General features: G+C 69.4%; 21 protein-coding genes. 8 read left to right on the top strand and 13 right to left on the bottom strand.

Annotated elements, in window-relative coordinates; genetic code table 11:
* Positions 1–13 precede the first annotated feature (13 nt).
* The gene (locus G9Q37_RS21950) at positions 14–454 is read left to right on the top strand and encodes a pilin (protein ID WP_420810293.1); all 441 of its coding nucleotides are present in this window, start codon (positions 14–16) and stop codon (positions 452–454) included.
* 30 nt (positions 455–484) lie between these two features.
* Positions 485–2,203, top strand: a complete 1,719-nt coding sequence (locus tag G9Q37_RS16840) for a PglL family O-oligosaccharyltransferase (protein ID WP_166228969.1) — start codon at positions 485–487, stop codon at positions 2,201–2,203.
* Positions 2,204–2,220: 17 nt separating this feature from the next.
* Here the strand turns inward: G9Q37_RS16840 and moaC are convergent, their stop codons facing one another.
* A complete protein-coding gene (gene moaC, locus G9Q37_RS16835; RefSeq protein WP_166228967.1) occupies positions 2,221–2,727 on the bottom strand; it encodes a cyclic pyranopterin monophosphate synthase MoaC in 507 nt (168 codons plus the stop codon).
* A 74-nt stretch (positions 2,728–2,801) separates the two neighbouring features.
* On the opposite strand from moaC, the gene G9Q37_RS16830 reads away from it, so the two are divergent.
* On the top strand, positions 2,802–4,394 hold the full coding sequence (locus G9Q37_RS16830) for a M48 family metalloprotease (RefSeq protein WP_166228965.1): 1,593 nt from the start codon (positions 2,802–2,804) through the stop codon (positions 4,392–4,394).
* Between the two features lie 13 nt (positions 4,395–4,407).
* On the opposite strand, the gene G9Q37_RS16825 is transcribed toward G9Q37_RS16830, so the two are convergent.
* Positions 4,408–4,752 carry a phage holin family protein gene (locus tag G9Q37_RS16825; protein WP_166228963.1) on the bottom strand — a complete coding sequence of 115 codons (345 nt, stop codon included), beginning with the start codon at positions 4,750–4,752 and terminating at the stop codon, positions 4,408–4,410.
* 10 nt (positions 4,753–4,762) lie between these two features.
* Complete coding sequence (locus G9Q37_RS16820; RefSeq protein WP_166228961.1) at positions 4,763–5,473, bottom strand: TerC family protein; 711 nt, start codon at positions 5,471–5,473, stop codon at positions 4,763–4,765.
* A 351-nt stretch (positions 5,474–5,824) separates the two neighbouring features.
* Between G9Q37_RS16820 and G9Q37_RS16815 the strand changes: the two genes are divergently transcribed.
* Positions 5,825–6,514 carry a TerC family protein gene (locus G9Q37_RS16815; RefSeq protein ID WP_166228959.1) on the top strand — a complete coding sequence of 230 codons (690 nt, stop codon included), beginning with the start codon at positions 5,825–5,827 and terminating at the stop codon, positions 6,512–6,514.
* A 77-nt stretch (positions 6,515–6,591) separates the two neighbouring features.
* Positions 6,592–6,993 carry a DUF3717 domain-containing protein gene (locus tag G9Q37_RS16810; RefSeq protein WP_166228957.1) on the top strand — a complete coding sequence of 134 codons (402 nt, stop codon included), beginning with the start codon at positions 6,592–6,594 and terminating at the stop codon, positions 6,991–6,993.
* 18 nt (positions 6,994–7,011) lie between these two features.
* Here the strand turns inward: G9Q37_RS16810 and purB are convergent, their stop codons facing one another.
* Positions 7,012–8,427, bottom strand: coding sequence for an adenylosuccinate lyase (purB, locus tag G9Q37_RS16805; RefSeq protein WP_166228955.1), 1,416 nt, complete (start codon positions 8,425–8,427; stop codon positions 7,012–7,014).
* Between the two features lie 111 nt (positions 8,428–8,538).
* Between purB and G9Q37_RS16800 the strand changes: the two genes are divergently transcribed.
* A complete protein-coding gene (locus G9Q37_RS16800; RefSeq protein ID WP_166228953.1) occupies positions 8,539–9,153 on the top strand; it encodes a glutathione S-transferase N-terminal domain-containing protein in 615 nt (204 codons plus the stop codon).
* Between the two features lie 21 nt (positions 9,154–9,174).
* Here the strand turns inward: G9Q37_RS16800 and G9Q37_RS16795 are convergent, their stop codons facing one another.
* The 8 genes from G9Q37_RS16795 to G9Q37_RS16760 all read right to left on the bottom strand — a co-directional run bounded on the left by G9Q37_RS16795 (position 9,175) and on the right by G9Q37_RS16760 (position 16,331).
* Entirely contained in the window at positions 9,175–9,621 is a 447-nt protein-coding gene (locus tag G9Q37_RS16795) for a nuclear transport factor 2 family protein (RefSeq protein WP_166228951.1), read from the bottom strand.
* Positions 9,618–10,382, bottom strand: coding sequence for an SDR family NAD(P)-dependent oxidoreductase (locus G9Q37_RS16790; RefSeq protein WP_240936674.1), 765 nt, complete (start codon positions 10,380–10,382; stop codon positions 9,618–9,620). Before G9Q37_RS16790 ends, G9Q37_RS16795 begins: the two co-directional genes overlap by 4 nt.
* A 74-nt stretch (positions 10,383–10,456) precedes the next feature.
* A complete protein-coding gene (locus tag G9Q37_RS16785) occupies positions 10,457–10,999 on the bottom strand; it encodes a DUF3833 domain-containing protein (protein WP_166228947.1) in 543 nt (180 codons plus the stop codon).
* 9 nt (positions 11,000–11,008) lie between these two features.
* The gene (locus G9Q37_RS16780) at positions 11,009–12,334 is read right to left on the bottom strand and encodes an MFS transporter (RefSeq protein WP_166228945.1); all 1,326 of its coding nucleotides are present in this window, start codon (positions 12,332–12,334) and stop codon (positions 11,009–11,011) included.
* Complete coding sequence (locus tag G9Q37_RS16775; protein ID WP_166228943.1) at positions 12,331–12,876, bottom strand: chalcone isomerase family protein; 546 nt, start codon at positions 12,874–12,876, stop codon at positions 12,331–12,333. The genes G9Q37_RS16780 and G9Q37_RS16775 overlap by 4 nt, the downstream gene beginning before the upstream one ends.
* A gap of 16 nt (positions 12,877–12,892) precedes the next feature.
* Positions 12,893–14,122 carry an SAM-dependent methyltransferase gene (locus tag G9Q37_RS16770; RefSeq protein WP_166228941.1) on the bottom strand — a complete coding sequence of 410 codons (1,230 nt, stop codon included), beginning with the start codon at positions 14,120–14,122 and terminating at the stop codon, positions 12,893–12,895.
* Positions 14,119–14,931, bottom strand: coding sequence for a DUF1365 domain-containing protein (locus tag G9Q37_RS16765; protein ID WP_166228939.1), 813 nt, complete (start codon positions 14,929–14,931; stop codon positions 14,119–14,121). The genes G9Q37_RS16770 and G9Q37_RS16765 overlap by 4 nt, the downstream gene beginning before the upstream one ends.
* Entirely contained in the window at positions 14,928–16,331 is a 1,404-nt protein-coding gene (locus G9Q37_RS16760) for an NAD(P)/FAD-dependent oxidoreductase (protein WP_166228937.1), read from the bottom strand. Before G9Q37_RS16760 ends, G9Q37_RS16765 begins: the two co-directional genes overlap by 4 nt.
* A gap of 412 nt (positions 16,332–16,743) precedes the next feature.
* Between G9Q37_RS16760 and G9Q37_RS16755 the strand changes: the two genes are divergently transcribed.
* Both G9Q37_RS16755 and G9Q37_RS16750 read left to right on the top strand, forming a co-directional pair.
* Complete coding sequence (locus G9Q37_RS16755) at positions 16,744–17,715, top strand: MerR family transcriptional regulator (RefSeq protein WP_166228935.1); 972 nt, start codon at positions 16,744–16,746, stop codon at positions 17,713–17,715.
* Between the two features lie 112 nt (positions 17,716–17,827).
* Complete coding sequence (locus G9Q37_RS16750) at positions 17,828–18,679, top strand: ferritin family protein (RefSeq protein ID WP_166228934.1); 852 nt, start codon at positions 17,828–17,830, stop codon at positions 18,677–18,679.
* A 16-nt stretch (positions 18,680–18,695) separates the two neighbouring features.
* On the opposite strand, the gene glnE is transcribed toward G9Q37_RS16750, so the two are convergent.
* On the bottom strand, positions 18,696–21,494 hold the full coding sequence (glnE, locus tag G9Q37_RS16745) for a bifunctional [glutamate--ammonia ligase]-adenylyl-L-tyrosine phosphorylase/[glutamate--ammonia-ligase] adenylyltransferase (protein ID WP_166228932.1): 2,799 nt from the start codon (positions 21,492–21,494) through the stop codon (positions 18,696–18,698).
* Positions 21,495–21,508: the final 14 nt, after the last annotated feature.

The following is a 21,508-nucleotide window of genomic DNA, read 5'->3' as shown; positions in this document are numbered from 1 at the left end:
CTGAGGAGTTTCCATGAAGATGAAGCGCGCAATCCAAAAAGGTTTCACCCTGATCGAACTGATGATCGTGGTGGCCATCATCGGTATCCTGGCCGCCGTGGCGCTGCCGGCGTACCAGGACTACACGACGCGTGCGAAGGTATCGGAGGTGATCCTGGCTGCTTCGGCGGCGCGGACCGCAGTTAGTGAATCCGCGCAAACGCTCGGTGAAATGCCTGCACAAGCGAGTATTACCTTTGACACCCAAGCGTCTACCTATGTTGCTAGCGTTCGTTACGAACTCACTGGCGGCAATGGCATCATCACTGCAGTGGCGCAGGGTGATCCGCGTATTTCGACGGCACCCAACAATACTATCACGCTCACTGGGGTTTACCAGTCAGCCACCGGCCAAGTGATCTGGACGTGCGGTGGTGGTATTCTGCCTAAATACCGCCCGGCTTCTTGCCGCTAATCGTTAGCCAAGAAAGAGAGAGGGGCCCCTTTGGGCCCTTTTTTCATGCGTAACCTAAGAACACCTCTTTGGACCCCACTTGCCACGGCTCTTCTGTCCTTGGCTTGGCTATTGCCCAACGCGCATCCACCCTGGGTCGCATTTCAGAAGGATGCTCTGGCTGCGTCCGTGTTGCTCGCATGCGCAATCCCTGTAGCTTGGAAGGCATTCCATGCGCGCGTGAATCCTCGGCTTGACCCGCTGTCGTTGTGCATGCTCGGTTTGGCGCTGCTTACGTTGTTGCAGTGGGTTGGGGGTCAAATCGAGTTCTTTGGTCACGCTTCTGTTGGCGCACTATATTGGATCGGCGGTGCGCTTGCTTTGATGCTGGGGAGCATGTGGGCTCGCTGGGCTCCAGACAGGTTCTTGATATTCTTGTTTTCAGCATTCTTGGTAGGGGCTGTCGCTACTGCGGGTCTGATGTTGGTGCAATGGCTCGGTCTCAATCTCGAAACGGTTTGGATTGCTGAGGCCGTGGGCGGTCGACCGTATGGCAATCTGATTCAACCTAATAACGCAGCGAGCCTCTTGTTGCTTGGGTTTGTGGCTGTTTGGTGGTTAAGGCAGAAGGGTAATATTTCTTTCTGGCCTGCCATGTTTGCAACAGCCTATCTGCTGTTTGGCGTGGCGATCAGTGGGTCGCGTATTGGGTTTTTGTCACTGACACTGCTATTGCTCGTCGTGATTGGATCGGCCGTTCGCAGGTCAGAACTGCGATTGGAGGCTAGGACTGCCGGGGCGATACTCGTCGGTTTTTGGCTGACGGTGTTGCTGTTGAACAGTTTTTCCGATTCGGTCACGTCGATTGGCGACGTGAGGGCGCATGCGCTAGGGCGTGATCTAGCAAACATTCGCCTTGTGACGTATTTGGCTTTCCTGGATGCGGCGCTAGAAGGTCCGCTATGGGGATATGGCTTCGATCAGGCCATCTATGCCCAAAAGGTTGCTCAGCAACTCGGTCATGATGTGCCAATGTACTTCAAGTGGACACACAACGCTTTATTGGATTTAGCGGTATGGTATGGTCCTGTGGTCGGAGCGTTGACTGCGGTTTTGTTAGGTTGGTGGGTTTACCGTGTCGCCCGATCACAATGGTCTGTGGACCTGGCTTGTTGCCTGGCTGGGCTGGTGGTGTTAGGTTTACACGGCTTGGTCGAACTACCTTTGGCTTACGCCTACTTCCTCTTGCCGGCTTGTCTGCTTGCTGGTTACGTAACAGCGCAGATGAGTTTTCCAATCATTGATCTTCCGGTGAAGTCGTTCTTACTGGGCTTGCTTGCTGCGTCAGTTTGCCTGGGGCTAGTGTTTGTTGATTATTTCAAGGTTGAGTCCTCATATTACGCGTGGCGGTTTAAGCAGGCGCGTATTGGCATCAACCATCCTTACGATGTTCCAGAAACAATTGTGCTGAATCAGTTTCGCGCATTGCTTGTGGGTTTGCGTGGCGATGCTGGATCGCTCAACTCAAAAGAACTTGATGACTTCAAATTTGCTGTAATGTTGCAGCCGTCACCTGTCGCACTGGTCCATTTGGCTGCGATACAAGCAAGAAGCGGTATGTTGAAAGAGGCGCAAGAAACTGCGGATGTCGCGAATACCATTTACCCTGCGCCGTTTGGCGATCCTATGCGAATTCGATGGCAGGAAATGGCAGCGGCCGATCAACGACTTAAACCAATACGATGGAGTGAAAATATTCTTAAGCGGTGATTGCTCGGTTTCAGATTTCAACACGCCGTGATAACGAAATCCCCACTCTTGCCGCCCCGTTTTTCCACCAGCCGCACCCCCTCCACCACCATCCCCCGATCCACCGCCTTGCACATGTCGTAGACCGTGAGCAAGGCCACCGAAGCGGCGGTCAGGGCTTCCATTTCCACGCCGGTCTGACCGGTGCAGGCCGTGGTGGCCCGGCACAGCACGCTGTTCGTGCCGCGGTCGACCTCGAAATCCACCGCCACGCGCGTGAGCGCGATCGGGTGGCACAGGGGGATCAGGTCGCTGGTCTTCTTGGCGGCCATGATGCCGGCCAGGCGCGCCACACCGAGCACGTCGCCCTTCTTGGCCGTGCCCGACTCGATCAGCGCCAGGGTGGCGGGTTGCATGGTGATGCGGCCTTCGGCCACCGCGACGCGGTCCGTGCTGGCCTTGGCGCCGACATCGACCATGTGGGCCTGGCCCTGGGCGTCGAAATGGGTGAGTGGGGAGCCCGTGGGGGCGGCGGGAGTTGACATGGTGTAACCGCGGTTCACCGGCGGTTGACGCGCCGATGGGCTGAACTGGTGGGGGTTGGCGGCATCATACGGGCATGGATTTCCTCCCTCTCTCGCCGCCGCGGGCGGTCTGGCTGGCCGTCGGGGCGCTCGCCCTGGCGCTCTGGGCGCCCGCGCCCGATGCGGCCCGGGCGCAGAACAACACACCACACGCCGCAGGCCATGCGCACAACCTGCCCAGCCTCGGCGATGGCGAGAGCCTCACGGTCTCGGCCGAGCGCCGGCTCGGCGACCGCATCGCGCGCAGCATCTACCGCGACCCCGACTACCTCGACGATCCGGCCCTGGGCGACTACCTGCAGCAGATCTGGCAGCCGCTGCTGGGCGCGGCGCGCCAGCGCGGCGAGGTGCCCGCCGAGCTGTTCGAGCGCCTGGCCTGGGAGCTGATGATCTCGCGCGACCGGCGCGTGAACGCCTTTGCCCTGCCCGGCGGCTACCTGGGCGTGAACCTGGGCCTGCTGGCCGTGACCGAGCGGCCCGAAGAGCTCGCGTCGGTGCTCGCCCACGAACTGAGCCACGTCTCGCAGCGCCACATCGCCCGCATGATGTCCAACGAGCAGCGCATGGCGCCGTGGATGATCGCCGGCATGATCCTGGGCGCGCTGGCCATGGGCTCCAACCCCAATGCGGCCGGCGCCGCGATCGCGGGCAGCACGGCCGCGGCCGCCCAGCAGTCGCTCAATTTCTCGCGCGACATGGAGCGCGAGGCCGACCGCATCGGCTTCGGCGTGCTCACGGGCGCGGGCTTCGACGGGCAGGGTTTCGTCGGCATGTTCGACAAGCTCCAGCAGGCCTCGCGCCTCAACGACGACGGCGCGTTTCCCTACCTGCGCAGCCACCCGCTCACGAGCGAGCGCATCGCGGACATGCAGGCCCGGCTGCCCAGTGCCGGGCCGGGGGCCATGGGCCCGCGTGCCGACGCCCCGCAGCGCGCCGCCGCGGGGCTGCCGTCGGCGGCCCTGCACGCCCTGGCCGCCGCGCGCGCACGCGTGCTCGCCGAGCGCAACAGCACGCGCTGGAACGCCTGGGTCGAGCAGGCCCAGCCCGCCATCGCCAGCGCCCCCGCGCTGTACGCCGGGGCCCTGGCGGCGCAGCGCCTGGGCCAGTCGGCGCGCGCCGCCGAACTCGTGGGTCGGCTGCGCCAGGCCACGGCGGGCAGCGATGCGCGCGGCTTTGCCGACGCGCTGGCGCTGGAGATCCTGCTGTCACCCGGCGCCACACCCAATCCCGCGCTGCTCGCCGAGCTGCGCGACGCCGCGCTGGCCGCGGACGCGCGTGCCATGGTGCTGCTCGGCGCGCAGGCGGCCCTGGCCACCGGTCAGGCGCCGCGCGCGGCTTCCCGGCTGCAGACCTGGGTCGTGGATCACCCGCGCGACGCCCTGGCCTGGCAGCTGCTGTCGCGGGTGCAGCAGGCCCAGGGCCAGACGCTGCGCGCGGTGCGCGCCGATGCCGAGGCGCGTGCCGCGCAGTACGACTGGGACGGCGCGCTCGAGCGCTTCAAGGCCGCGCAGGCCCTGCCGCCGGCGCAGCGCAACGCCGATCCGATCGAGCTGGCCATCGTGGACAGCCGCCGGCGCGACGTGGAGCAGCGCCTGAAGGACCTGATGCGCGAAGAGAAGGAGCGCTGAACGCCGCGGTCGTTCAGCGCACGCGGCTCAGTGCCGCATCGACCACGATCATGAGGGCCGAGTAGATGAGCGAGCCCAGCAGGGCCGCCCCGAAGCCGCGCACGTGAAAGCCGTCGAGCACCGAGGCCGCGGCCCAGAACAGCAGCGCGTTGATCACGAACAGGAACAGCCCGAGCGTGACCAGCGTGACCGGCAGCGTGAGCAGCACCAGCACCGGCCGCAGGATCAGGTAGAACAGGCCGATCACCGCGGCGGCGATGAGCGCGGACGGGAAGCTGCGCACCTGCACCCCGTCGTACAGGTAGGCCACCAGCAGCAGCGCACAGGCCGCGAGCAACCAGCGCAGGAGCAGCTTCATGGGGCGGTCCTCAGGCCTTGCCGGCGCCGCCCGTGCGCTGGGCCACGCGGCGGTTGTGCAGGTAGCCCAGCGTCAGGATGGCGACGATGGTCAGGCCCACGAAGCCCCAGTAGGCGGCCTGCTGGGCGAACTCGGGGCCCTTGAACCAGGGCGCGAGCAGCTTCTCGTTGACGACCATCTTGCCGGCGGTGAAGGCCAGCACGCCCGCGCCGATGTACATGATCGCGGGGTACTTCTCGACCAGCTTGAGGATCAGCGTGCTGCCGAACACCACGATGGGGATGCTGATCAGCAGGCCGATGACCACGAGGTCGAACGAGCCCTGGGCCGCGCCGGCCACGCCGAGCACGTTGTCGATGCCCATCACCGCATCCGCGATGATGATGGTCTTCATCGCGCCCCAGAAGGTGGTGGCGGCCGGGCCGTGCTCGTCGCCGTCACCCTCGTCTTCGGCGATCAGCTTGTAGGCGATCCACATCAGCGCAATGCCGCCGATGGCCATGAGGCCGGGGATCTTCAGCAGCCACACCACGACCAGCGTCATGGCCGAGCGCACGATGATTGCGCCGACCGTGCCCCAGACGATCGCCTTTTTCTGGTGCTCCTTGGGCAGGTTGCGCGCGGCCAGCGCGATCACGATCGCGTTGTCGCCGGCAAGCACGAGGTCGATGAGGATGATGGCGAGCAGGGCCGACCACCACGCCGCGGACATGAATTCCATGAAATGGCTCCAAAGAAGGGAATGGTTCTCCGAAGGTCTTGCCCGGCCCCACGTTGCCGTGGTCCAACATGCCGGGCGCCGCTGGGCGACGCCGTCCTGACGACACATTGACGGGCGCAGCAGGCCCTCCGGGGGGAAGGAGCAGCCGCCGCGCCTGGGAGCTACTCCCCTTCCGCGAAGGCCGGGATTGTATGCGCGCGGACAAAAGTTCCACATGCGTGGTTCCCGCAAGTCGCCGAGGCGACGCGCGGCCGGGCCTTCTACGCACTACCACGCACGACCCGGCGACGGCCCCTGCCTACACTGCGCGGCTCGGCCATCCGCCCCCCCTCCCACCCACAGCGCACCACCATGGAAATGCTCTCGAGTCCCCAGTTCTGGCTGGGCCTGGGCCAGATCATCTGGATCAACATCATCCTCTCGGGCGACAACGCGGTCGTGATCGCGCTGGCCGCGCGCGGCCTCGATCCCAAGCGCCAGAAGCAGGCGATCTTCTGGGGCACGGCGGCTGCCGTGGTTCTGCGCGTGGTGCTCACCGTGGTGGCGGTCAAGCTCATGCAGCTGCCCTGGCTGCAGCTCATCGGCGGCCTGCTGCTGTTGTGGATCGGCGTGCAACTGCTCAACGGCGGCGACGACGACGAGAGCGACAAGGGCGAGGCCAAGGGCGGCCTGCTCGCCGCGATCCGCACCATCCTCGTGGCCGACCTGGTGATGAGCCTGGACAACGTGATCGGCGTGGCCGCCGCGGCCAACGGCAACCTCACGCTGCTGGTGATCGGCCTGCTGATCGCCATCCCCATCGTGGTCTTCGGCAGCACGCTGATGATCAAGCTCATGGGCCGCTTCCCGGCCATCGTCACGCTCGGCGCGGCCCTGATTGGCTGGGTGGGCGCGGAAACCATCGTGTCCGACAAGATGATCGAGCCCCTGGTGCCGCACCACTCGGTGGGCTTCTACGCCGCGGCCGCCCTGGGCGCCGTGCTGGTGGTGCTCACCGGCAAATACCTGCAGCGCCGCAACGCGCCGGCCAGCGCCGACTGAGCGACCCGGCGCCCCGGCGGGGCATGGGCCGGCCCCGCCCGCGGGGCCTGGAGGGGGCGCTTATCATCGCCCTCCCCATGGCTGGCATCCACATCACCGACATCGAGGCGGCCATCAACTGGTGGCGCGAACGATCGCCCTCGCCCGACGGCGTTTCGCTGCCCGCGGCCACGCGTGCGCTGGCCGAGGTGTACGCGCTGATGGTCTATTTCCACGAGACCGAGGCCGACGAGAACAGCCTGCCCGACCAGGCGCGCGAGGCCTGGCTGGCCTGGTACGCGACCACGCCCGACACGCCCTGCATCGCGATCTGCTCCACCAGCCAGGGCGACCCCCTGTGCAAGGGCTGCGGCCGCACCTTCGACGAAGTGCAGCGCTGGACCGAGATGTCGCCCGGCGAAAAGCGCGCCAGCTGGCGCCGCATCACGCTCGAAGGCGACGCCTGGCGCTTCAACCGCTACAAGGAACGCGCCCTCTAGCGCCCGGGCCGGTCTGCCTCAGGACCGGCGCGCGAGTTCGGCGGCCTTGCCGGTGTAACTGGCCGGCGTCATGGCCAGCAGGCGCTGCTTCTCCGCCTCGGGAATGTCGAGCGAGCGCACCAGGCCGTGCAGGTCTTCGGCGCGCACCGTCTTGCCGCGCGTGACCTCCTTGAGCTTCTCGTAGGCGCCCTGCACGCCGTAGCGGCGCATCACGGTCTGGATCGGCTCGGCCAGCACTTCCCACGAGGCGTCGAGGTCGGCCGCGGTGGCTTCCTCGTTGAGCTCGAGCTTGTTCAGGCCCACGCCCAGCGCGTGGTAGGCCAGCACCGCGTAGCCCAGGGCCACGCCCATGTTGCGCAGCACGGTGGAGTCGGTGAGGTCGCGCTGCCAGCGGCTCACGGGCAGCTTCTCGCTCAGGTGGCGCAGCAGCGCGTTGGCCAGGCCCAGGTTGCCTTCGGCGTTCTCGAAGTCGATCGGGTTGACCTTGTGCGGCATGGTCGACGAGCCGATCTCGCCGGCCTTGAGCTTTTGCTTGAAGTAGCCCAGGCTCACGTAGCCCCAGATGTCGCGCGCGAGGTCGATCAGGATGGTGTTGGTGCGCGCCACCGCGTCGAACAGCTCGGCCATGTAGTCGTGCGGCTCGATCTGGATGCTGTAGGGCTGGAAGCTCAGGCCCAGGCCCAGCGGTTCGGCGGTTTCCACCACCTTGCGGCTGAAGCCTTCCCAGTCGAAGTCGGGCCAGGCCGCGAGGTGCGCGTTGTAGTTGCCCACGGCGCCGTTCATCTTGCCCATGAGCTTCACGGCCGCGATGCGTTCGCGCGCGGCCACCAGGCGCACCACCACGTTGGCGATCTCCTTGCCCACGGTGGTGGGGCTGGCGGTCTGGCCATGGGTGCGGCTGAGCATGGGCACTTCGGCCATGGCGTGCGCCATGTCGCGCAGCTTGGTGATCACGGCGTCGAGCGCGGGCAGCAGCACCTGCTCGCGCGCGCCCTTGAGCTGCAGCGCGTGGCTGGTGTTGTTGATGTCTTCGCTGGTGCAGGCGAAGTGCACGAACTCGGCCGCGCGCTCGAGCTCGGGGCGGGCCTCGAACTTCGACTTGATCCAGTACTCGACCGCCTTCACGTCGTGGTTGGTGGTCTTCTCGATCGCCTTGATGGCCTCGCCATCGGCCTCGCTGAAGTTCTTCACCAGGCCCAGCAGGTAGGTGCGCGCGCCGGGCGACAGCGGCTTGAACTCGTCGAAGCCGGCGTCGGACAGCGCGATGAACCAGGCGATCTCGACCTGCACGCGGCGGTGCATGTAGCCCAGCTCGCTCATGTAGGGGCGCAGCGGCGCGAGGCGGCCCGCATAGCGGCCGTCGAGCGGCGACAGGGCGGAGATGGGGGAGAGGTCGGCGCCGGCGGGCGCGGGGGAGGCAGGGGTCGGGCGCATCCCGCGATTGTAGGAGTGGCCCGCGCCGGGCCCGCCCCATCGTGGGCGCGCCCGGCGAAGACCCGGGGCCGCTGGCTAAAATCGCCGGCCGACCCGCCAAGCCCACAGACCATGAAACTCATCGGTGCCATCACCAGCCCCTACGTTCGCAAAGTGCGCATCGTCATGGCCGAGAAGAAACTGGATTACCAGTTCATCCTGGAAGACGTCTGGTCGGCCGACACCACCATCGGCTCGTCCAACCCGCTGGGCAAGGTGCCCTGCCTGGTGATGGAAGGCGGCGAGGCGGTGTTCGACTCGCGCGTGATCGTCGAATACCTCGACGGCCTGTCGCCCGTGGGCAAGCTCATTCCCCCGAGCGGGCGCGAACGCGCCGAGGTGAAGACGTGGGAAGCGCTGGCCGACGGCCTGCTCGACGCCGCCATCCTCGCGCGCCTCGAAGCCACCTGGCCGCACCGCAGCGCCGAGCAGCGCAGCCAGGCCTGGATCGACCGCCAGATGGGCAAGATCCACGGCGCGCTCAAGTCCATGAGCCAGGGCCTGGGCGACAAGGCCTTCTGCTCGGGCATCCACTTCAGCCTGTCCGACGTGGCCGTGGGCTGCGCGCTCGGTTACCTCGATTTCCGCTTCCCGGTGATCAACTGGCGCGACGACTACCCCAACCTGGCCCGCCTGAGCGACAAGCTTTCGCAGCGCCAGAGCTTCATCGATTCGAAGCCGGCCTGACCGGCGCGCCGCGCCCGGGTCTCAGCCGTTCGCGCGGCGCTTGAGCCAGCGCATCAGGGCGCCCACCAGCGGCAGCTTTTCGTACAGCTCCTCCGCCGCGTCCCAGTAGTCGCGGTGCTCGCTGATGCGGCCGTCGGCCGCCAGCCGCAGGTGCGAGCCGCCGCGCACCACCTGCTCGGTGGCGGTGTCGAAACGGCGGAAGCGGAAACGGAACTCCCACACCAGGAAGCACTGGTCGCCATCGACCATGCGCTGCGTGACCACGAAGCGCGGCGCTTGCAGGTTCGCGTACATGTGCTCGAAGATGCCGCGGATCGCGGGCACGCCCTGCACCTCGTTGAACGGGTCCTTGAAGCGCGCGTCGTCGGTGTAGAACGCGCCCAGGTCCGCCAGCGCCGCGGGCGAGAGCGTTTCGTAGAAATCGGCGATGCGCTGCACCGCCGCGCGCGGATCGGCCGGCGCGCTCACAGGCCGGTGGCGCGGCGGACCAGCGCGAAGAAGGGCCGGTAGGGCAGCAGGCGCAGCAGCTTCATGGCGCGCGTGAAGCGCTTGGGGAAGTGGATGTCGAAGCGGCCCCGCGCCCAGCCGTCGAGCATGGCCGCGGCGGCCTGGTCGGGGGTGATGAGCGCGGGCATGGTGAAGTCGTTCTGCGCGGTCAGCGGGGTTTGCACGAAGCCCGGGTGTACCACGCTCACGCCCAGGCCGCGCGGCGCGAGGTCGAGGTAGAGCGTTTCGGCCAGGTGCGTGAGCGCGGCCTTGGTCGGGCCGTAGGCCAGGCTCTTGGGCAGGCCGCGAAAACCCGCCACGCTGCTGATCAGGCTGATGTGGCCGCTGCCGCGCGCGAGCAGCGCGGGCATGAGCGCATGCACCACGTGTAAAGCGCCCAGGTAGTTGATGTCGAGGTGGCGCTTGAGGTCGGGCAGGTCGAGCGCGGTGGCGCGCATGCCGTGGTAGTGGCCCGCGCAGTACACCACCAGGTCGATCGGCCCCTGGCCCAGCAGGGCGCGCGCGGTGCGCGCCACGGCGGCCTCGTCGGTCACGTCGAGCGGCCAGGCCTGGGCGCCCGGGTGGTCGTGCACGAAGCGCTCCAGCGCCTCGGCGCTGCGCGCCGACACCAGCACCTGCGCGCCCTGCGCGTGCAAGGCGTGCGCCACGGCCGCGCCGATCCCGCTGGACGCGCCCACCAGCCACACGCGCCGGCCGCGCCAGTCGGTCATGGGCGGGTTCATGGGGCCGAACAGCCCCGGGCGGTGCACCGGTTCGAGCGCGGCGCCGCCGTCGCGAAGGGTGAGGCGCGGTGTGCTCATGCCGCGCGCTTCACGAAGCTCAGCGTGACCTCGCCGAGCCGGATGCCGAACTTGCTCATGGTGGCCTTGTTGAGCATCACGTGGCGGTCCATCAGGTACATCCAGTCGTCGAACTGCACCTCGTAGGTCTTGCCGTCCACGGGCAGCAGCAGCGTGTAGTTCCAGCGGAAGGCGTTGCCCGAGGTCTGGCCGCGCGCCTCGCCTTTCACGTCGTCGGCCGTGCCCACGTAGGCGCCGTCGCCCAGGTGCCGCAGGCGCCACACGCGCTTTTGCTTCTCGCCGTCGGAGTAGACGAAGTCCTCGTCGAGCACGCCCTGCTCGCCGTTCCAGCTGCAGCGCATCACCACGGTGAAGCGGCGCACCACCTTGCCCGAGCGGTCGGTGAACACGCCGTAGGCGTCGAGCACGCCGTTGAAGTATTCGCGCAGGTCGAGCACCGGTTGCTGGCCGGCGTAGTCCTTGACCTGCGGGCCGGCGCAGCCCGCGAGGGCGGTGGCGCCGGTGGCCACGGTGGCGGTGAGCAGCAGTCGTCTTTGCATGGGGTTACCTCAGAGGGATGCGGTGCGCAGCGCAGCGGGCTGCGGACCGCGGATGACCAGGCCGTGCAGCGCGGCGGCCGCGATCAGCTTGAGCGCGCAGGGCAGCAGGCAATACGCGGCGCTCAGGGTCTGCAGGGCCTGTGCGTCGCGTGCGCCGGGCTGGTAGCCGAACCAGCCGAGCAGCGGCAGCGCCAGGCCCGCGGCGAGCGCCAGGTTGAACTTGGTGGCGAAGTTCCACCAGCCGAAGTACGCGCCTTCGCGGTGGCCGCGTTCGCCGAGCTGGCCGATCAGTCCCGCAAGCAGCGCGCCGGGCAGCGTGAGGTCGGTGCCCACCGCGATGCCGGTGATCGCGCACACGAGCAGGAAGGGCAGGGTGTCGCCCGCGCCCAGCGTGGCGGCCCAGACGAAGCCCAGCACCGCGAGCAGCATGCCCACGAGCCAGGTGCGCGCCAGGCCCAGGCGCGGCACCAGCCGCAGCCACAGCGGGATCGCCAGCGCTGCGCTCAGGAAGTAGGTGAGCAGGAAGAGCGGTTCCCAGGCCGCAGGCGCCTGCAGCCGGTCCTGCACGAAGAACAGCACCAGCGTGGCGGGCACCGCGCTGGCCGTGCCGTTCACCACGAACACCACGAGCAGGCGCAGGAACGCGCCCTGGCGCAGCGGCGAGCGGCCCGCGTGCGGCATGGCGATGCCCGGGTTCAGCGGCGCGAGGCTGCGCGCCCAGGCCCACCAGCCCAGGGCCAGCAGCAGGGCGAAGGCCGCCACCGTGGCGCCCAACCCGGCCACCGTGGGCAGCACCGAGGCCAGCAGCACGCCCACCAGCGAGAGCGCTTCGCGCCAGGCCACCACGCGCCCGCGCTGTGCCTCGTTGCCGCCCAGCCGCGCGCCCCAGGCCTGGTGCGCCACCGACACCACGCTGAACGCGGTGCAGGTGAGCGCCATGCCCACGCCGGCCCAGGCCAGCAGCGCCGTGGCGCCCTGCGCGCGCACGGCCGCGGGCGGAAACAGCAGCGCCCACAGGCCCAGCGCCAGCAGCACGGCCGCCAGCGCCGCCGCCAGCAGCAGGCGGCGCTGCGAGCGCGCGGCGAGGCGGTCGCACCAGCGGCCGATCAGGGGGTCGAGCACCGCGTCGACGGCGCGCGCCGCGAGCAGCACGCCGCCGAGCGCGGCCAGCGGCGCGGCGAACTCGCGCGCGTAGTGGTTGGGCAGCAGCACGTAGAGCGGCAGCGCCACGAAGGCCAGCGGCAGGCCCAGCAGGCCATAGCCCAGGCCGTGGCGCCAGCCGCCCGGTGCGGTGAAGGCGGCCGCGGGGTCGCTCGGGGCGGCGGCCTGGCTCATGGGGTGCGGGCCGCTGCGGCCTGCAGCAGCGCCGCGCGCATGGCGGGCTGCGAGGTGCGCGGCGACAGCCAGATGCCGAAGAACTGGCGCGAGAACGCGGGGTCGTCCACCGCGCCGAGCCATCGGCCGTTGAGGTAAAAGCGCGCGCCGGCCTCGGGCACGTGCACGCCGGTGATGCGGTCGCCCGCCTTCACGTTGGGGAACAGGGCCTTCATGGCCGCGAGCCAGCGCTGGGCGCTGGCCTCGTCGACCGGGCCCAGGCCGCGCATCTCGTCGAGCGAGCGCTGCGCGATGTCGGCGCCGTCGAAGTCGCGCAGGTAGGCGAGCTCGAGCGCGAATCGCTGCTCGCCGAAACGCTGGGCGTCGAAGCCGGGCCGCGCGTAGAGCGTGGCGTCGTAGACGCTGAAGCCCCACACGCGCAGCCGCGTCTGGCCCAGCACGCTCTTGCCCTGCAGCGCGTCGGCGAGCGCGGGCGCGGGCTGGGCCTGCACCGCCGGGGCGGCGCACAGCGCGAGGGCGAGCAACAGGGTGGCGCGGTGCATGGCGGGCGCGGCGGTGTCAGCCGGGTTTGCGCAGCGTGTACTGCACGACGTCGGTGCTGCCCTCGGCGAAGGCGGCCTCGCAGTAGGCGAGGTAGAACTCCCAGGTGCGGATGAAACGCTCGTCGAAGCCGAGCTGCAGCACCGCCTCCTGCTCGTGCATGAAGCGCTCGCGCCAGCCGCGCAGCGTGCGCGCGTAGTCCTGGCCGAAGGCGAACTCGTCGACCACCTCGAGGCCGGCCTGCGCGGCCTGCTCGCGGAAGGCGCTCGGGCAGGGCAGGCAGCCGCCCGGGAAGATGTACTGCTGGATGAAATCGGTGCCGCGGATGTAACGCTCGAAGTGCTGGTCGGCGATCACGATGCTCTGGATGCAGGCCTTGCCGCCCGGCTTGAGCAGGCGCGAGACGGTGCGGAAGTAGGTCGGCCAGTAGGCGCGGCCCACGGCCTCGACCATCTCGATCGAGCAGATCGCGTCGAAGGGCGCATCGGCGATGTCGCGGTAGTCCTGCAGGCGCAGGTCGGCGCGCTCGGCGCTGCCGATGCGCTGCATGCGCTCGCGCGCGAAATCGAGCTGCTCGGTCGAGAGCGTCACGCCCACCACCGAAGCGCCGAATTCGGTGGTCGCCTTCTCGGCCAGCGCGCCCCAGCCGCAGCCGATCTCGAGCACGCGGTCGCCCGGGCGCACACCGGCCAGCTGCAGCGCGCGGCGCACCTTGGCGTGCTGGGCTTCTTCTTCCGACAGCTCGGGCGTCTGGAACCAGGCCGACGAGTAGTTCATCGTGCGGTCGAGCCAGCGCTCGTAGAAGGCGTTGCCCAGGTCGTAGTGGGCGTGGATGTTCTTGCGGCTGTTGGCCTTGCTGTTGTGGTTGAGCAAGTGCTGCACGCGGTAGGCCAGCCGGCCCAGCCAGCTGCCGTGGATCACGTCTTCCAGCGCGCGGCGGTTGAGCAGCATGAGCTCCATGAGCGCGACCAGGTGCGGCGTGTGCCAGTCGCCGGCCATGTAGGTTTCGGCGAAGCCGATGTCGCCCGACTTGAGTACCGCGCCGCACACGTTCCAGTTGTTCAGGCGGATGCTCGCGTGCGGGCCGTCGACGCGGCCGAAGCGCTGCACGCTGCCGTCGGGCAGGGTCACGGTGAGGCTGCCGTGCGCCAGGCGCTGCAGCAGTTGCAGCACGGTGCGCGCGGCGGCGGGGGCGTTGCGCGGCAACACGAAACCGGTGGCGGGGTGGGAGGCGGTGGTGCTGTTCATCGCTCGATGGGCATCAGGTGGGCATCGGGGGTGGTCCGCTGGACCGCGGGGGTGACGAATCGGGCCGGCGCCGGGGGCTGCCGGAAAAAGGGCGCGCGCTTGAACAGCCACAGCCGCAGCGCCTGCCAGTGGATGCGCGCGACGATGGCCAGGCCCAGCAGCGGGTGCGACCAGAGCGCGCGGCGCACGCTCGCGCCGGTCAGCGCCTGCAGCTCGCCGCTCACGCTGGTCTGCAGCAGCGCGCCGGCCTGCGCCTCGTCGAAGTAGTCGATGCGCACCACGGTGCGCGCGCGTTGGCCGGCGGTGCGCATGAAGGTGAAGCGGTAGCGCCCGCGCACCGGGCAGAAGGGCGAGACGTGAAACACCTTGTCGGCCTCGCAGGGCACGCCGTAGCGCGGGGCATCGAGCAGGTACACGTGGCGCTCGCCGAAGGTGTTGTTGACCTCGGCCAGCACCACGCGCAGGCTGCCGTCGCGGCGGTGGCCGTACCAGAAGCTCACGGGCTTGAAGGCATGGCCCCAGACGCGCGGGTAGGTGTGCAGCCAGACCTCGCCGTCGGCGTCGCCGATGCCCTGCTCGCGCAGCAGCTCGTCGAACCAGGCCAGGCAGTCGGCGCGGCCGTCGCCGTGGTCGCGGTCGTGAAAGCTCAGCAGCGCCGCGCGGTTGCGGGCCAGTGCGCCCGGGCCGCTGCGCTGCAGGCTGCGCAGCGGCAGCATGAGAAACGCCGTGGGGTAGGCGAAGGCGTTGCGGCGCGGGCGGGTGCGCGTGTGCCGCACCTGGCCGAAGCCGAGCTGGGCCTGCTCGTTCACGCCAGCACCCCGGGCAGCGCCGCGCGGCGCGCTTCGCCGGCGCCGGCCTTGGGCACCAGGCCGAAGTGGTCCATGAGGCCGCGCGCCGCGTGCAGACCGGCCTTGAGGCCGTCTTCGTGGAAGCCGTAGCCGCACCACGCGCCCGCGAACCAGGTGCGCTGCTGGCCCTGCATCAGCGGCACGCGGGCCTGGGCCCGGATCGCGCCAAGGTCGAACACCGGGTGGTCGTAGTCCCAGGCGCCCAGCACGTGCTGCGGCGCGATCTCGCGCTGCGGGTTGAGCGACACCACCACCGGCTGGCGCACCGGCAGCGGCTGCAGGCGGTTGAGCAGGTAGTGCAGGCACACGCGCGCCGACTCCTGCTCGCGCTGCGGCGCGCGCTCGTAGTTCCAGGCCGCCCAGGCGCGCGTGGCCGTGGGCAGCACCGAGGTGTCGGTGTGCAGCACCGCGCGGTTGGCCTGGTAGCGGATCGCGCCGAGCAGCTCGCGCTCGAGCGCGCTGGCGCCGTCGCCGAGCAGGCGCAGCGCCTGGTCGGAGTGGCAGGCCAGCACCACCGCATCGAAGCGCTCCACGCTGCGGTCGGTGGCGATGCGCACGCCGTCGGGCTCGCGCACCAGGTGGCGCACCGGCGTGGACAGGCGCGCGTCGTGCACGCCGGCCACGATCTTCTGCACGTACTGGCGCGCACCGCCGGCCACGGTGAACCACTGGGGCCGGTTGGCCACCTGCAGCAGGCCGTGGTTGTGGCAGAAGCGCACCATGGTGGCCACCGGGAACTGCAGCATCTGGTCGGTCGGGCAACTCCAGATGCAGCCCAGCATGGGCAGGAAGTACCAGTCGCGGAATTCGTCGCTGAACCCCTGCTCGCGCAGGAAGTCGCCCAGGGGCTGCAGCAGCGGGCTGTCGGGGCGCAGGTCGTCGCCGCGTTCGGCGAGCGCGGTGCACACGCCGTTGAAGCGCACGATGTCGCGCAGCATGCGCCAGAAGCGCGGGTTCACGAGGTTGCTGCGCTGCGCGAACACGGTCGACAGGTCCGAGCCGCTCCATTCGAGCGACTGTCCGCGCGGGCCCTGGCCGGGCACCTGCACCGAGAACGACATGTCGGACTTGGCCAGCGGCACGCCGAGCTGCGCGAACAGCGCGAGCAGGTTGGGGTAGGTGCGCTCGTTGAGCACGAGGAAGCCGGTGTCCACGCCGAAGGTGGTGGGCTCGCCGCGCGCATCGGGCAGCGTCACGTCCACCGTGTGGGTGTGGCCGCCGAACCACTCGCCGGCTTCGAACAGGGTCACCTCGGCCAGGCCCTGCAGCGTGTGGGCGGCGGCCAGGCCGGCAATGCCGGAGCCGACCACGGCGATGCGGCGCTGGAGGGTGGAGGCGGAAGGGTTGGGGGACAGGTACATGCCGGTCCCCTCAACCGCGGCCGGCCGGGGCGGGCCGGCGGCGGGCTGGACAAGATGCTGCGAAGCGCCCCGAAACGAACAAGGGAGGGAGGGAGGAGGAGGAGAAGCGCCCCGGGATTGCATCCGGACCTTGTCGGGCCGGAAGGCTTCGCAGCGAAAAACGGTGGTTGCAGATCGACTCCCTCGCGCAACCGCAGGATGAGAGCAGGGCTTTCATGGGGAAGTTCCCTGGAGATTGCGGTGAAAACGGTGGGCGCATGGGAGCGATTGGCTTTGATTTGAACTCATCGGTTGAAACGTGACTATTCGGTATAAATCGACAACCGTCAAGTCATTTTTGCCCTGACAGGCGGCTCGGGTATGCCGTTGGCCACGGTCTTGCGCAGAATCCAGGCTCCTGAAACACGAGTACATGACCGATCCATCCCTGCCGGGCTCACACGGGCACAGCATTGCCGACGTCGAGCGCGACACCGGCCTGGCCAAAGACACCTTGCGCGTCTGGGAGCGCCGCTACGGCTTTCCGAGCCCGGCGCGCGACCCCCAGGGCGAACGGCGCTACAGCGACGACGACCTGGCCCGGCTGCGCCACGTGCGCCGCCTGCTCGACGCTGGGCATCGGCCCGGTCGTGTGGTGGCTTTGCCCCTGGCACAGCTGCTGGCCCTGGATACGCAGCCGTCTGCCGGCCGGATGCAGGCGCCGGCGGAAAATGGCTGGCCCGAGGGCGCCGACTGGCTCGCGCTCATGCAGCGCATGGACGCCGCCGGCCTGCGCGACGCGCTGCAGCGTTCCCTGGCCGAGCGCGGCCTGGCGCGCACCGTGACCGACACCGTGGCCCCGCTGTCCGTGCAGGTGGGCCTGGCCTGGCTCGACGGCCGCCTCGCCGTGCCCGAGGAGCACCTGTTTTCCGAGGCCGTGCAGCAGGTGCTGCGGCCGGCGCTGGCGCAGGCCATGGCGGCGCGCCCGTCGCAGCCGCCGCGTGTGCTGCTCACCACCGTGCCGGGCGAGCCGCACAGCCTGGGCTTGCTGATGGCCGAATGCCTGCTGGTGCTCGAAGGCTGCGAGACGGTGCCGCTGGGGGTGCAGACGCCGCTGGTCGACATCTCGCGTGCGGCGGTGGCCGCGCGCGCCGACGTGGTGGCCCTGGGCTTTTCGGCCATGCAGTCGGCGCGCGAGGTGCAGACCCAGCTCGCGCGCCTGCGCGAAGCGTTGCCGCCCGAGGTGGCGCTGTGGGCCGGCGGGCGGGGCGTGGCGGGCCGCCGGCCGCGCCTGGCTCCGCGCGCGCACTGGCCCTTGCCGCGGCTGCAGGACATCGCGGTGGCGGTCGCGCGCTGGCGCGCCGAGGCCGCGCAGCGCGCATCCGCTGCGGCCCGCACCGCGTAATCGGCCACGCGGCCGTCGGGCTTCTCGCGCGGCGGGATACCCCCACGCCTACAATGTCGCCCGTTTTTTGCGTCCCTTTTGCGCCCCCCGGCGCCCGTACCGCGAGACCGCCATGCTCTATCCCGAACTCTTCAAGCAACTCGAGTCCGTCCGCTGGGACATGGAGAAGGACATCCCCTGGGCGCAATTCGATGGCACGCAACTCAGTGACGAGCAGGCGCAGACCATCAAGATGAACGCCATCACCGAGTGGGCGGCGCTGCCTGCCACGGAGATGTTCCTGCGCGACAACCGCGACGACTCCGATTTCTCGGCCTTCATGTCGATCTGGTTCTTCGAGGAGCAGAAGCACTCGCTGGTGCTCATGGAATACCTCAAGCGTTTCCGCCCCGACCTCGCGCCGACCGAGCAGGAGCTGCACGACATCCGCTTCGAGTTCGACCCCGCGCCCGCGCTCGAAACGCTGATGCTGCACTTCTGCGGCGAGATCCGCCTGAACCACTGGTACCGCCGCGCCGCCGAGTGGCATACCGAGCCGGTCATCAAACACATCTACACCACGCTGAGCCAGGACGAGGCCCGCCACGGCGGCGCCTACCTGCGCTACATGAAGCGCGCCATCGCCAAGTTCGGCGACGAGGCGCGTTCGGCCTTCGCCAAGGTCGGCGTGCTCATGGCCAGCGCGCGCCGCACCGCGCAGGCGCTGCACCCGACCAACCTGCACGTGAACAAGGCGCTGTTTCCCAACGACACCATCCAGAGCCGCCTGCCCAATCCCGAGTGGCTCGAGCACTGGCTGGACAAGCAGATCGCGTTCGACGCGGTGTGGGAGAACAAGGTGGTCGAACGCATCCTGCACAACATGAGCCTGCTGATGGACAGCAGTTTCAAGTCGGTGCAGGAGCTCAACCGCTTCCGCAAATCGCTGGCGACCGGCGCCGGCCCGGCCCCCGCCGCGGCCTGAGCTCGGGCGCCCCGGGTCACGCGGCGCTCGCGTGGCCCAGCACCTCCTGCCACAGCCGCCGCACGGTGGCGGCCTCTTCCTGCAGCTCGGCGGGGTCCACCTGCGTCGGTGCCTCGTCCAGGCGCGCGCGGTGCTGCACCTGGCGCAGCCGGCGGTAGGCGCGGCCGCTGGCCTCGCCCAGGCCCGGGCTCAGCAGGCCCGCCGCCTCCGCGCGCCGCAGCAGGGTGATGTTGCCGCTGTTGGCGCGCAGCTCGGGGTGCGCCTGCGAGTGCAGCAGCACCAGGTACTGCACCACGAACTCCACGTCGACCATGCCGCCCGCGCTGTGCTTGACGTCGAAGCGCTCGCCGCGCACCGGGTGCGCCGCGCGCACCTTGGCGCGCATGGCCACGATCTCCTGCGCCAGCGCCGCGGGGTCGCGCGGCGCGGTGATCACGGCCTCGCGCACGGCGTCGAAACGGCCGGTGAGGCTGGCGCTGCCGAGCACGAAGCGCGCGCGCGTCATGGCCTGGTGTTCCCAGGTCCAGGCGGTGTTGCTGCCGCGCTGGGTCTGGTACTTCTCGTAGGCCTCGAAGCGCGTCACCAGCAGGCCCGAGTTGCCGTTGGGCCGCAGCGCGGTGTCGATCTCGAACAGGTCGCCCTCGCCGGTCTTCACCGTGAGCCAGTTGATCATCTTGCGCACGAAGGCGGCGTAGATCTCGCCCGCGTTCTCGTGCTCGTCCTCGTAGACGAACACGATGTCGAGGTCGCTGCCGTAACCGAGCTCCTTGCCGCCGAGCTTGCCGTAGCCCACGATGCCGAAGGCCGGCGTCTCGCGGTGGCGGTTCTTCAGCCGCGACCAGCACCAGCGCGCGGTCAGGCGCAGCACGGCGTCGGCCAGCGCCGAGAGGTCGTCGGCCACCTGCTCCACGGTGAGCGTGCCCTCGACGTCGCGCGCCAGCGTGCGGAAGGTTTCGGCGTGGTGCGCGCGGCGCAGCAGGTTGAGCAGGGCCTCTTCGTCGTCTTCGCCCGTGGTGCGCAGCGAGGCGCGGCGCGATTCGCAATCGGCCTCGAAGGCCTCGGCGTCGAAGCGTTCGGCCAGCAGTTGCTGGCTCGCGAGCTCGTCGATCACGCCCGGGTGCTGCATGAGGTAGCGCGCGGGCCACTTGGCCGCGCCCAGCAGGCGCAGCAGCCGCTCGTGCACCGAGGGCCGCTCCTGCAGCAGCGCGAGGTAGCTCTCGCGGCGCAGCAGCGGCTCGATCCAGTCGGTCATGCGCAGCGCGGCGAGTTCGCTCACGCGGCCCTCGTCGATCCAGGCGCCGGTGCGCTGCACCAGCCGCACCAGGCGCTGGCGCGTGTCTTCGCGCAGGGCCTGCACGCGCGGGTGCTCGCGCCACTGCTGCACGCGCGCGGCGAAGGCCTGGGGCAGGCTGGCGAGCGCGCTGGCCAGCTCTTCGTCGGCGCTGCGTGCGGCGCCGTTGCAGCCCTTGCCCTTGCAGCTGCCTTGCGTGCCTCCGCCGAGCAGGATGTCGAACTCCTCGGCCACCACCTCGCGGTGCGCATCGAGTGCGTGCAGGAAAGCGCAGGTGTTGGCGAAGCCCATGCTCGCGGCGAGCCAGTTCAGGTCCTCGTCGCGCTCGGGCATGACGTGGGTCTGCTGGTCGTCGAGGTACTGGATGCGGTGCTCGACCTGGCGCAGGAATTCGTAGGCGCGCGCCAGCGCCTCGGCCTTGTCGGCCGGCATGAGGCCGGCCTTGGCCACGCGCTGCAGCGCGTCCAGCGTGGGCCGGGTGCGCAGCTCGGGAAACTGGCCGCCGCGCACCACCTGCAGCAGCTGCACGGTGAACTCGATCTCGCGGATGCCGCCGCGCGAGAGCTTCACGTCGTTGGCGCGGCCCGGGTTGCCCGCGGCGCGCTTGGCCGCGTGGTCGCGGATCTGGCGGTGCAGCACGCGCAGCGACTCGAACACGCCGTAGTCGAGGTAGCGGCGGAACACGAAGGGCAGCACGGTGGCGCGCAGCGCCTGCATGCCCGCGGTCCGCAGCACCGCGTCGGGCGCGATCACGCGGCTCTTGAGCCAGGCGAAGCGTTCCCATTCGCGGCCCTGCACGAGGAAGTACTCCTCGAGCGCGCCGAGCGACACCACGCTGGGCCCCGAGTTGCCGTTGGGCCGCAGCGCGAGATCGACGCGGAACACGCAGCCGTGTTCGGTGGTTTCGCCCACCGTCTGGTAGATGTGCTTGACCGCCTTGGCGAAGTACTCGTGGTTGCTCAGGCGGTTGCGCCCCTCGGCGTTGCCCGCGGTCTCGCCGTCGTGGTCGTAGACGTAGATCAGGTCGATGTCGCTCGAAACGTTGAGCTCGCGCGCCCCGAGCTTGCCCATGCCGATCACCCAGAGCTCGGCGCGCGCGCCGCTGGCGGTCAGGGGCGCGCCATGCACGGCGTCGAGTTCGGCGAAGGCCAGGCGGCAGGCCTCGTCGAGCGCGAGCTCGGCGAGCTCGGTGACCGCGCGCGTGACGGCCTGCAGCGGCGCGCCCTGCTCGGCGTCGATCACGGCCAGGCGTTCGAGCACCAGCTGGCGCAGCACGCGCAGCGCCGCGGGCCGGGCCAGGCCGCGCTCGCCGGCCAGGCGTTCGAGGCAGGCGCGCATGGCCGCCTTGTCGGGTGCGCCGGGTGCGAGGCAGGCGAGTTCGTCGGCGTAGCGCCGCCGCACACGCTGCACGAAGCGGGAATGGTCGGCACGGCGTTCGGCGGCGCCGAACGGGGAAGCGGAGTTCACATTCGTTGACAAGAAGCGCTCACCGATGTCGGAACCCGGGCAGGAGTGCCCCGTCATAATTCGCGATGGAC

Origin of the sequence: Hydrogenophaga crocea (genome assembly GCF_011388215.1) — a bacterium.
Taxonomy (GTDB): domain Bacteria; phylum Pseudomonadota; class Gammaproteobacteria; order Burkholderiales; family Burkholderiaceae_C; genus Hydrogenophaga; species Hydrogenophaga crocea.
The sequence above is the reverse complement of the archived record's forward strand: the minus strand, read 5'-3'. Positions and strand labels throughout refer to the sequence as shown.

Excerpts from the sequence above, each read along its gene's own strand:
- glnE (WP_166228932.1), bottom strand. The coding sequence starts at position 21,494 with ATGACGGGGCACTCCTGCCCGGGTTCCGACATCGGTGAGCGCTTCTTG.
- G9Q37_RS16785 (WP_166228947.1), bottom strand. The coding sequence starts at position 10,999 with ATGCAAAGACGACTGCTGCTCACCGCCACCGTGGCCACCGGCGCCACC.
- G9Q37_RS16760 (WP_166228937.1), bottom strand. The coding sequence starts at position 16,331 with ATGTACCTGTCCCCCAACCCTTCCGCCTCCACCCTCCAGCGCCGCATC.
- G9Q37_RS16755 (WP_166228935.1), top strand. The coding sequence starts at position 16,744 with ATGACCGATCCATCCCTGCCGGGCTCACACGGGCACAGCATTGCCGAC.
- G9Q37_RS16780 (WP_166228945.1), bottom strand. The coding sequence starts at position 12,334 with ATGAGCCAGGCCGCCGCCCCGAGCGACCCCGCGGCCGCCTTCACCGCA.
- G9Q37_RS16800 (WP_166228953.1), top strand. The coding sequence starts at position 8,539 with ATGAAACTCATCGGTGCCATCACCAGCCCCTACGTTCGCAAAGTGCGC.
- moaC (WP_166228967.1), bottom strand. The coding sequence starts at position 2,727 with ATGTCAACTCCCGCCGCCCCCACGGGCTCCCCACTCACCCATTTCGAC.
- G9Q37_RS16750 (WP_166228934.1), top strand. The coding sequence starts at position 17,828 with ATGCTCTATCCCGAACTCTTCAAGCAACTCGAGTCCGTCCGCTGGGAC.
- G9Q37_RS16820 (WP_166228961.1), bottom strand. The coding sequence starts at position 5,473 with ATGGAATTCATGTCCGCGGCGTGGTGGTCGGCCCTGCTCGCCATCATC.
- G9Q37_RS16830 (WP_166228965.1), top strand. The coding sequence starts at position 2,802 with ATGGATTTCCTCCCTCTCTCGCCGCCGCGGGCGGTCTGGCTGGCCGTC.
- G9Q37_RS16790 (WP_240936674.1), bottom strand. The coding sequence starts at position 10,382 with ATGAACCCGCCCATGACCGACTGGCGCGGCCGGCGCGTGTGGCTGGTG.
- G9Q37_RS16825 (WP_166228963.1), bottom strand. The coding sequence starts at position 4,752 with ATGAAGCTGCTCCTGCGCTGGTTGCTCGCGGCCTGTGCGCTGCTGCTG.
- G9Q37_RS21950 (WP_420810293.1), top strand. The coding sequence starts at position 14 with ATGAAGATGAAGCGCGCAATCCAAAAAGGTTTCACCCTGATCGAACTG.
- purB (WP_166228955.1), bottom strand. The coding sequence starts at position 8,427 with ATGCGCCCGACCCCTGCCTCCCCCGCGCCCGCCGGCGCCGACCTCTCC.
- G9Q37_RS16775 (WP_166228943.1), bottom strand. The coding sequence starts at position 12,876 with ATGCACCGCGCCACCCTGTTGCTCGCCCTCGCGCTGTGCGCCGCCCCG.
- G9Q37_RS16810 (WP_166228957.1), top strand. The coding sequence starts at position 6,592 with ATGGCTGGCATCCACATCACCGACATCGAGGCGGCCATCAACTGGTGG.
- G9Q37_RS16770 (WP_166228941.1), bottom strand. The coding sequence starts at position 14,122 with ATGAACAGCACCACCGCCTCCCACCCCGCCACCGGTTTCGTGTTGCCG.
- G9Q37_RS16815 (WP_166228959.1), top strand. The coding sequence starts at position 5,825 with ATGGAAATGCTCTCGAGTCCCCAGTTCTGGCTGGGCCTGGGCCAGATC.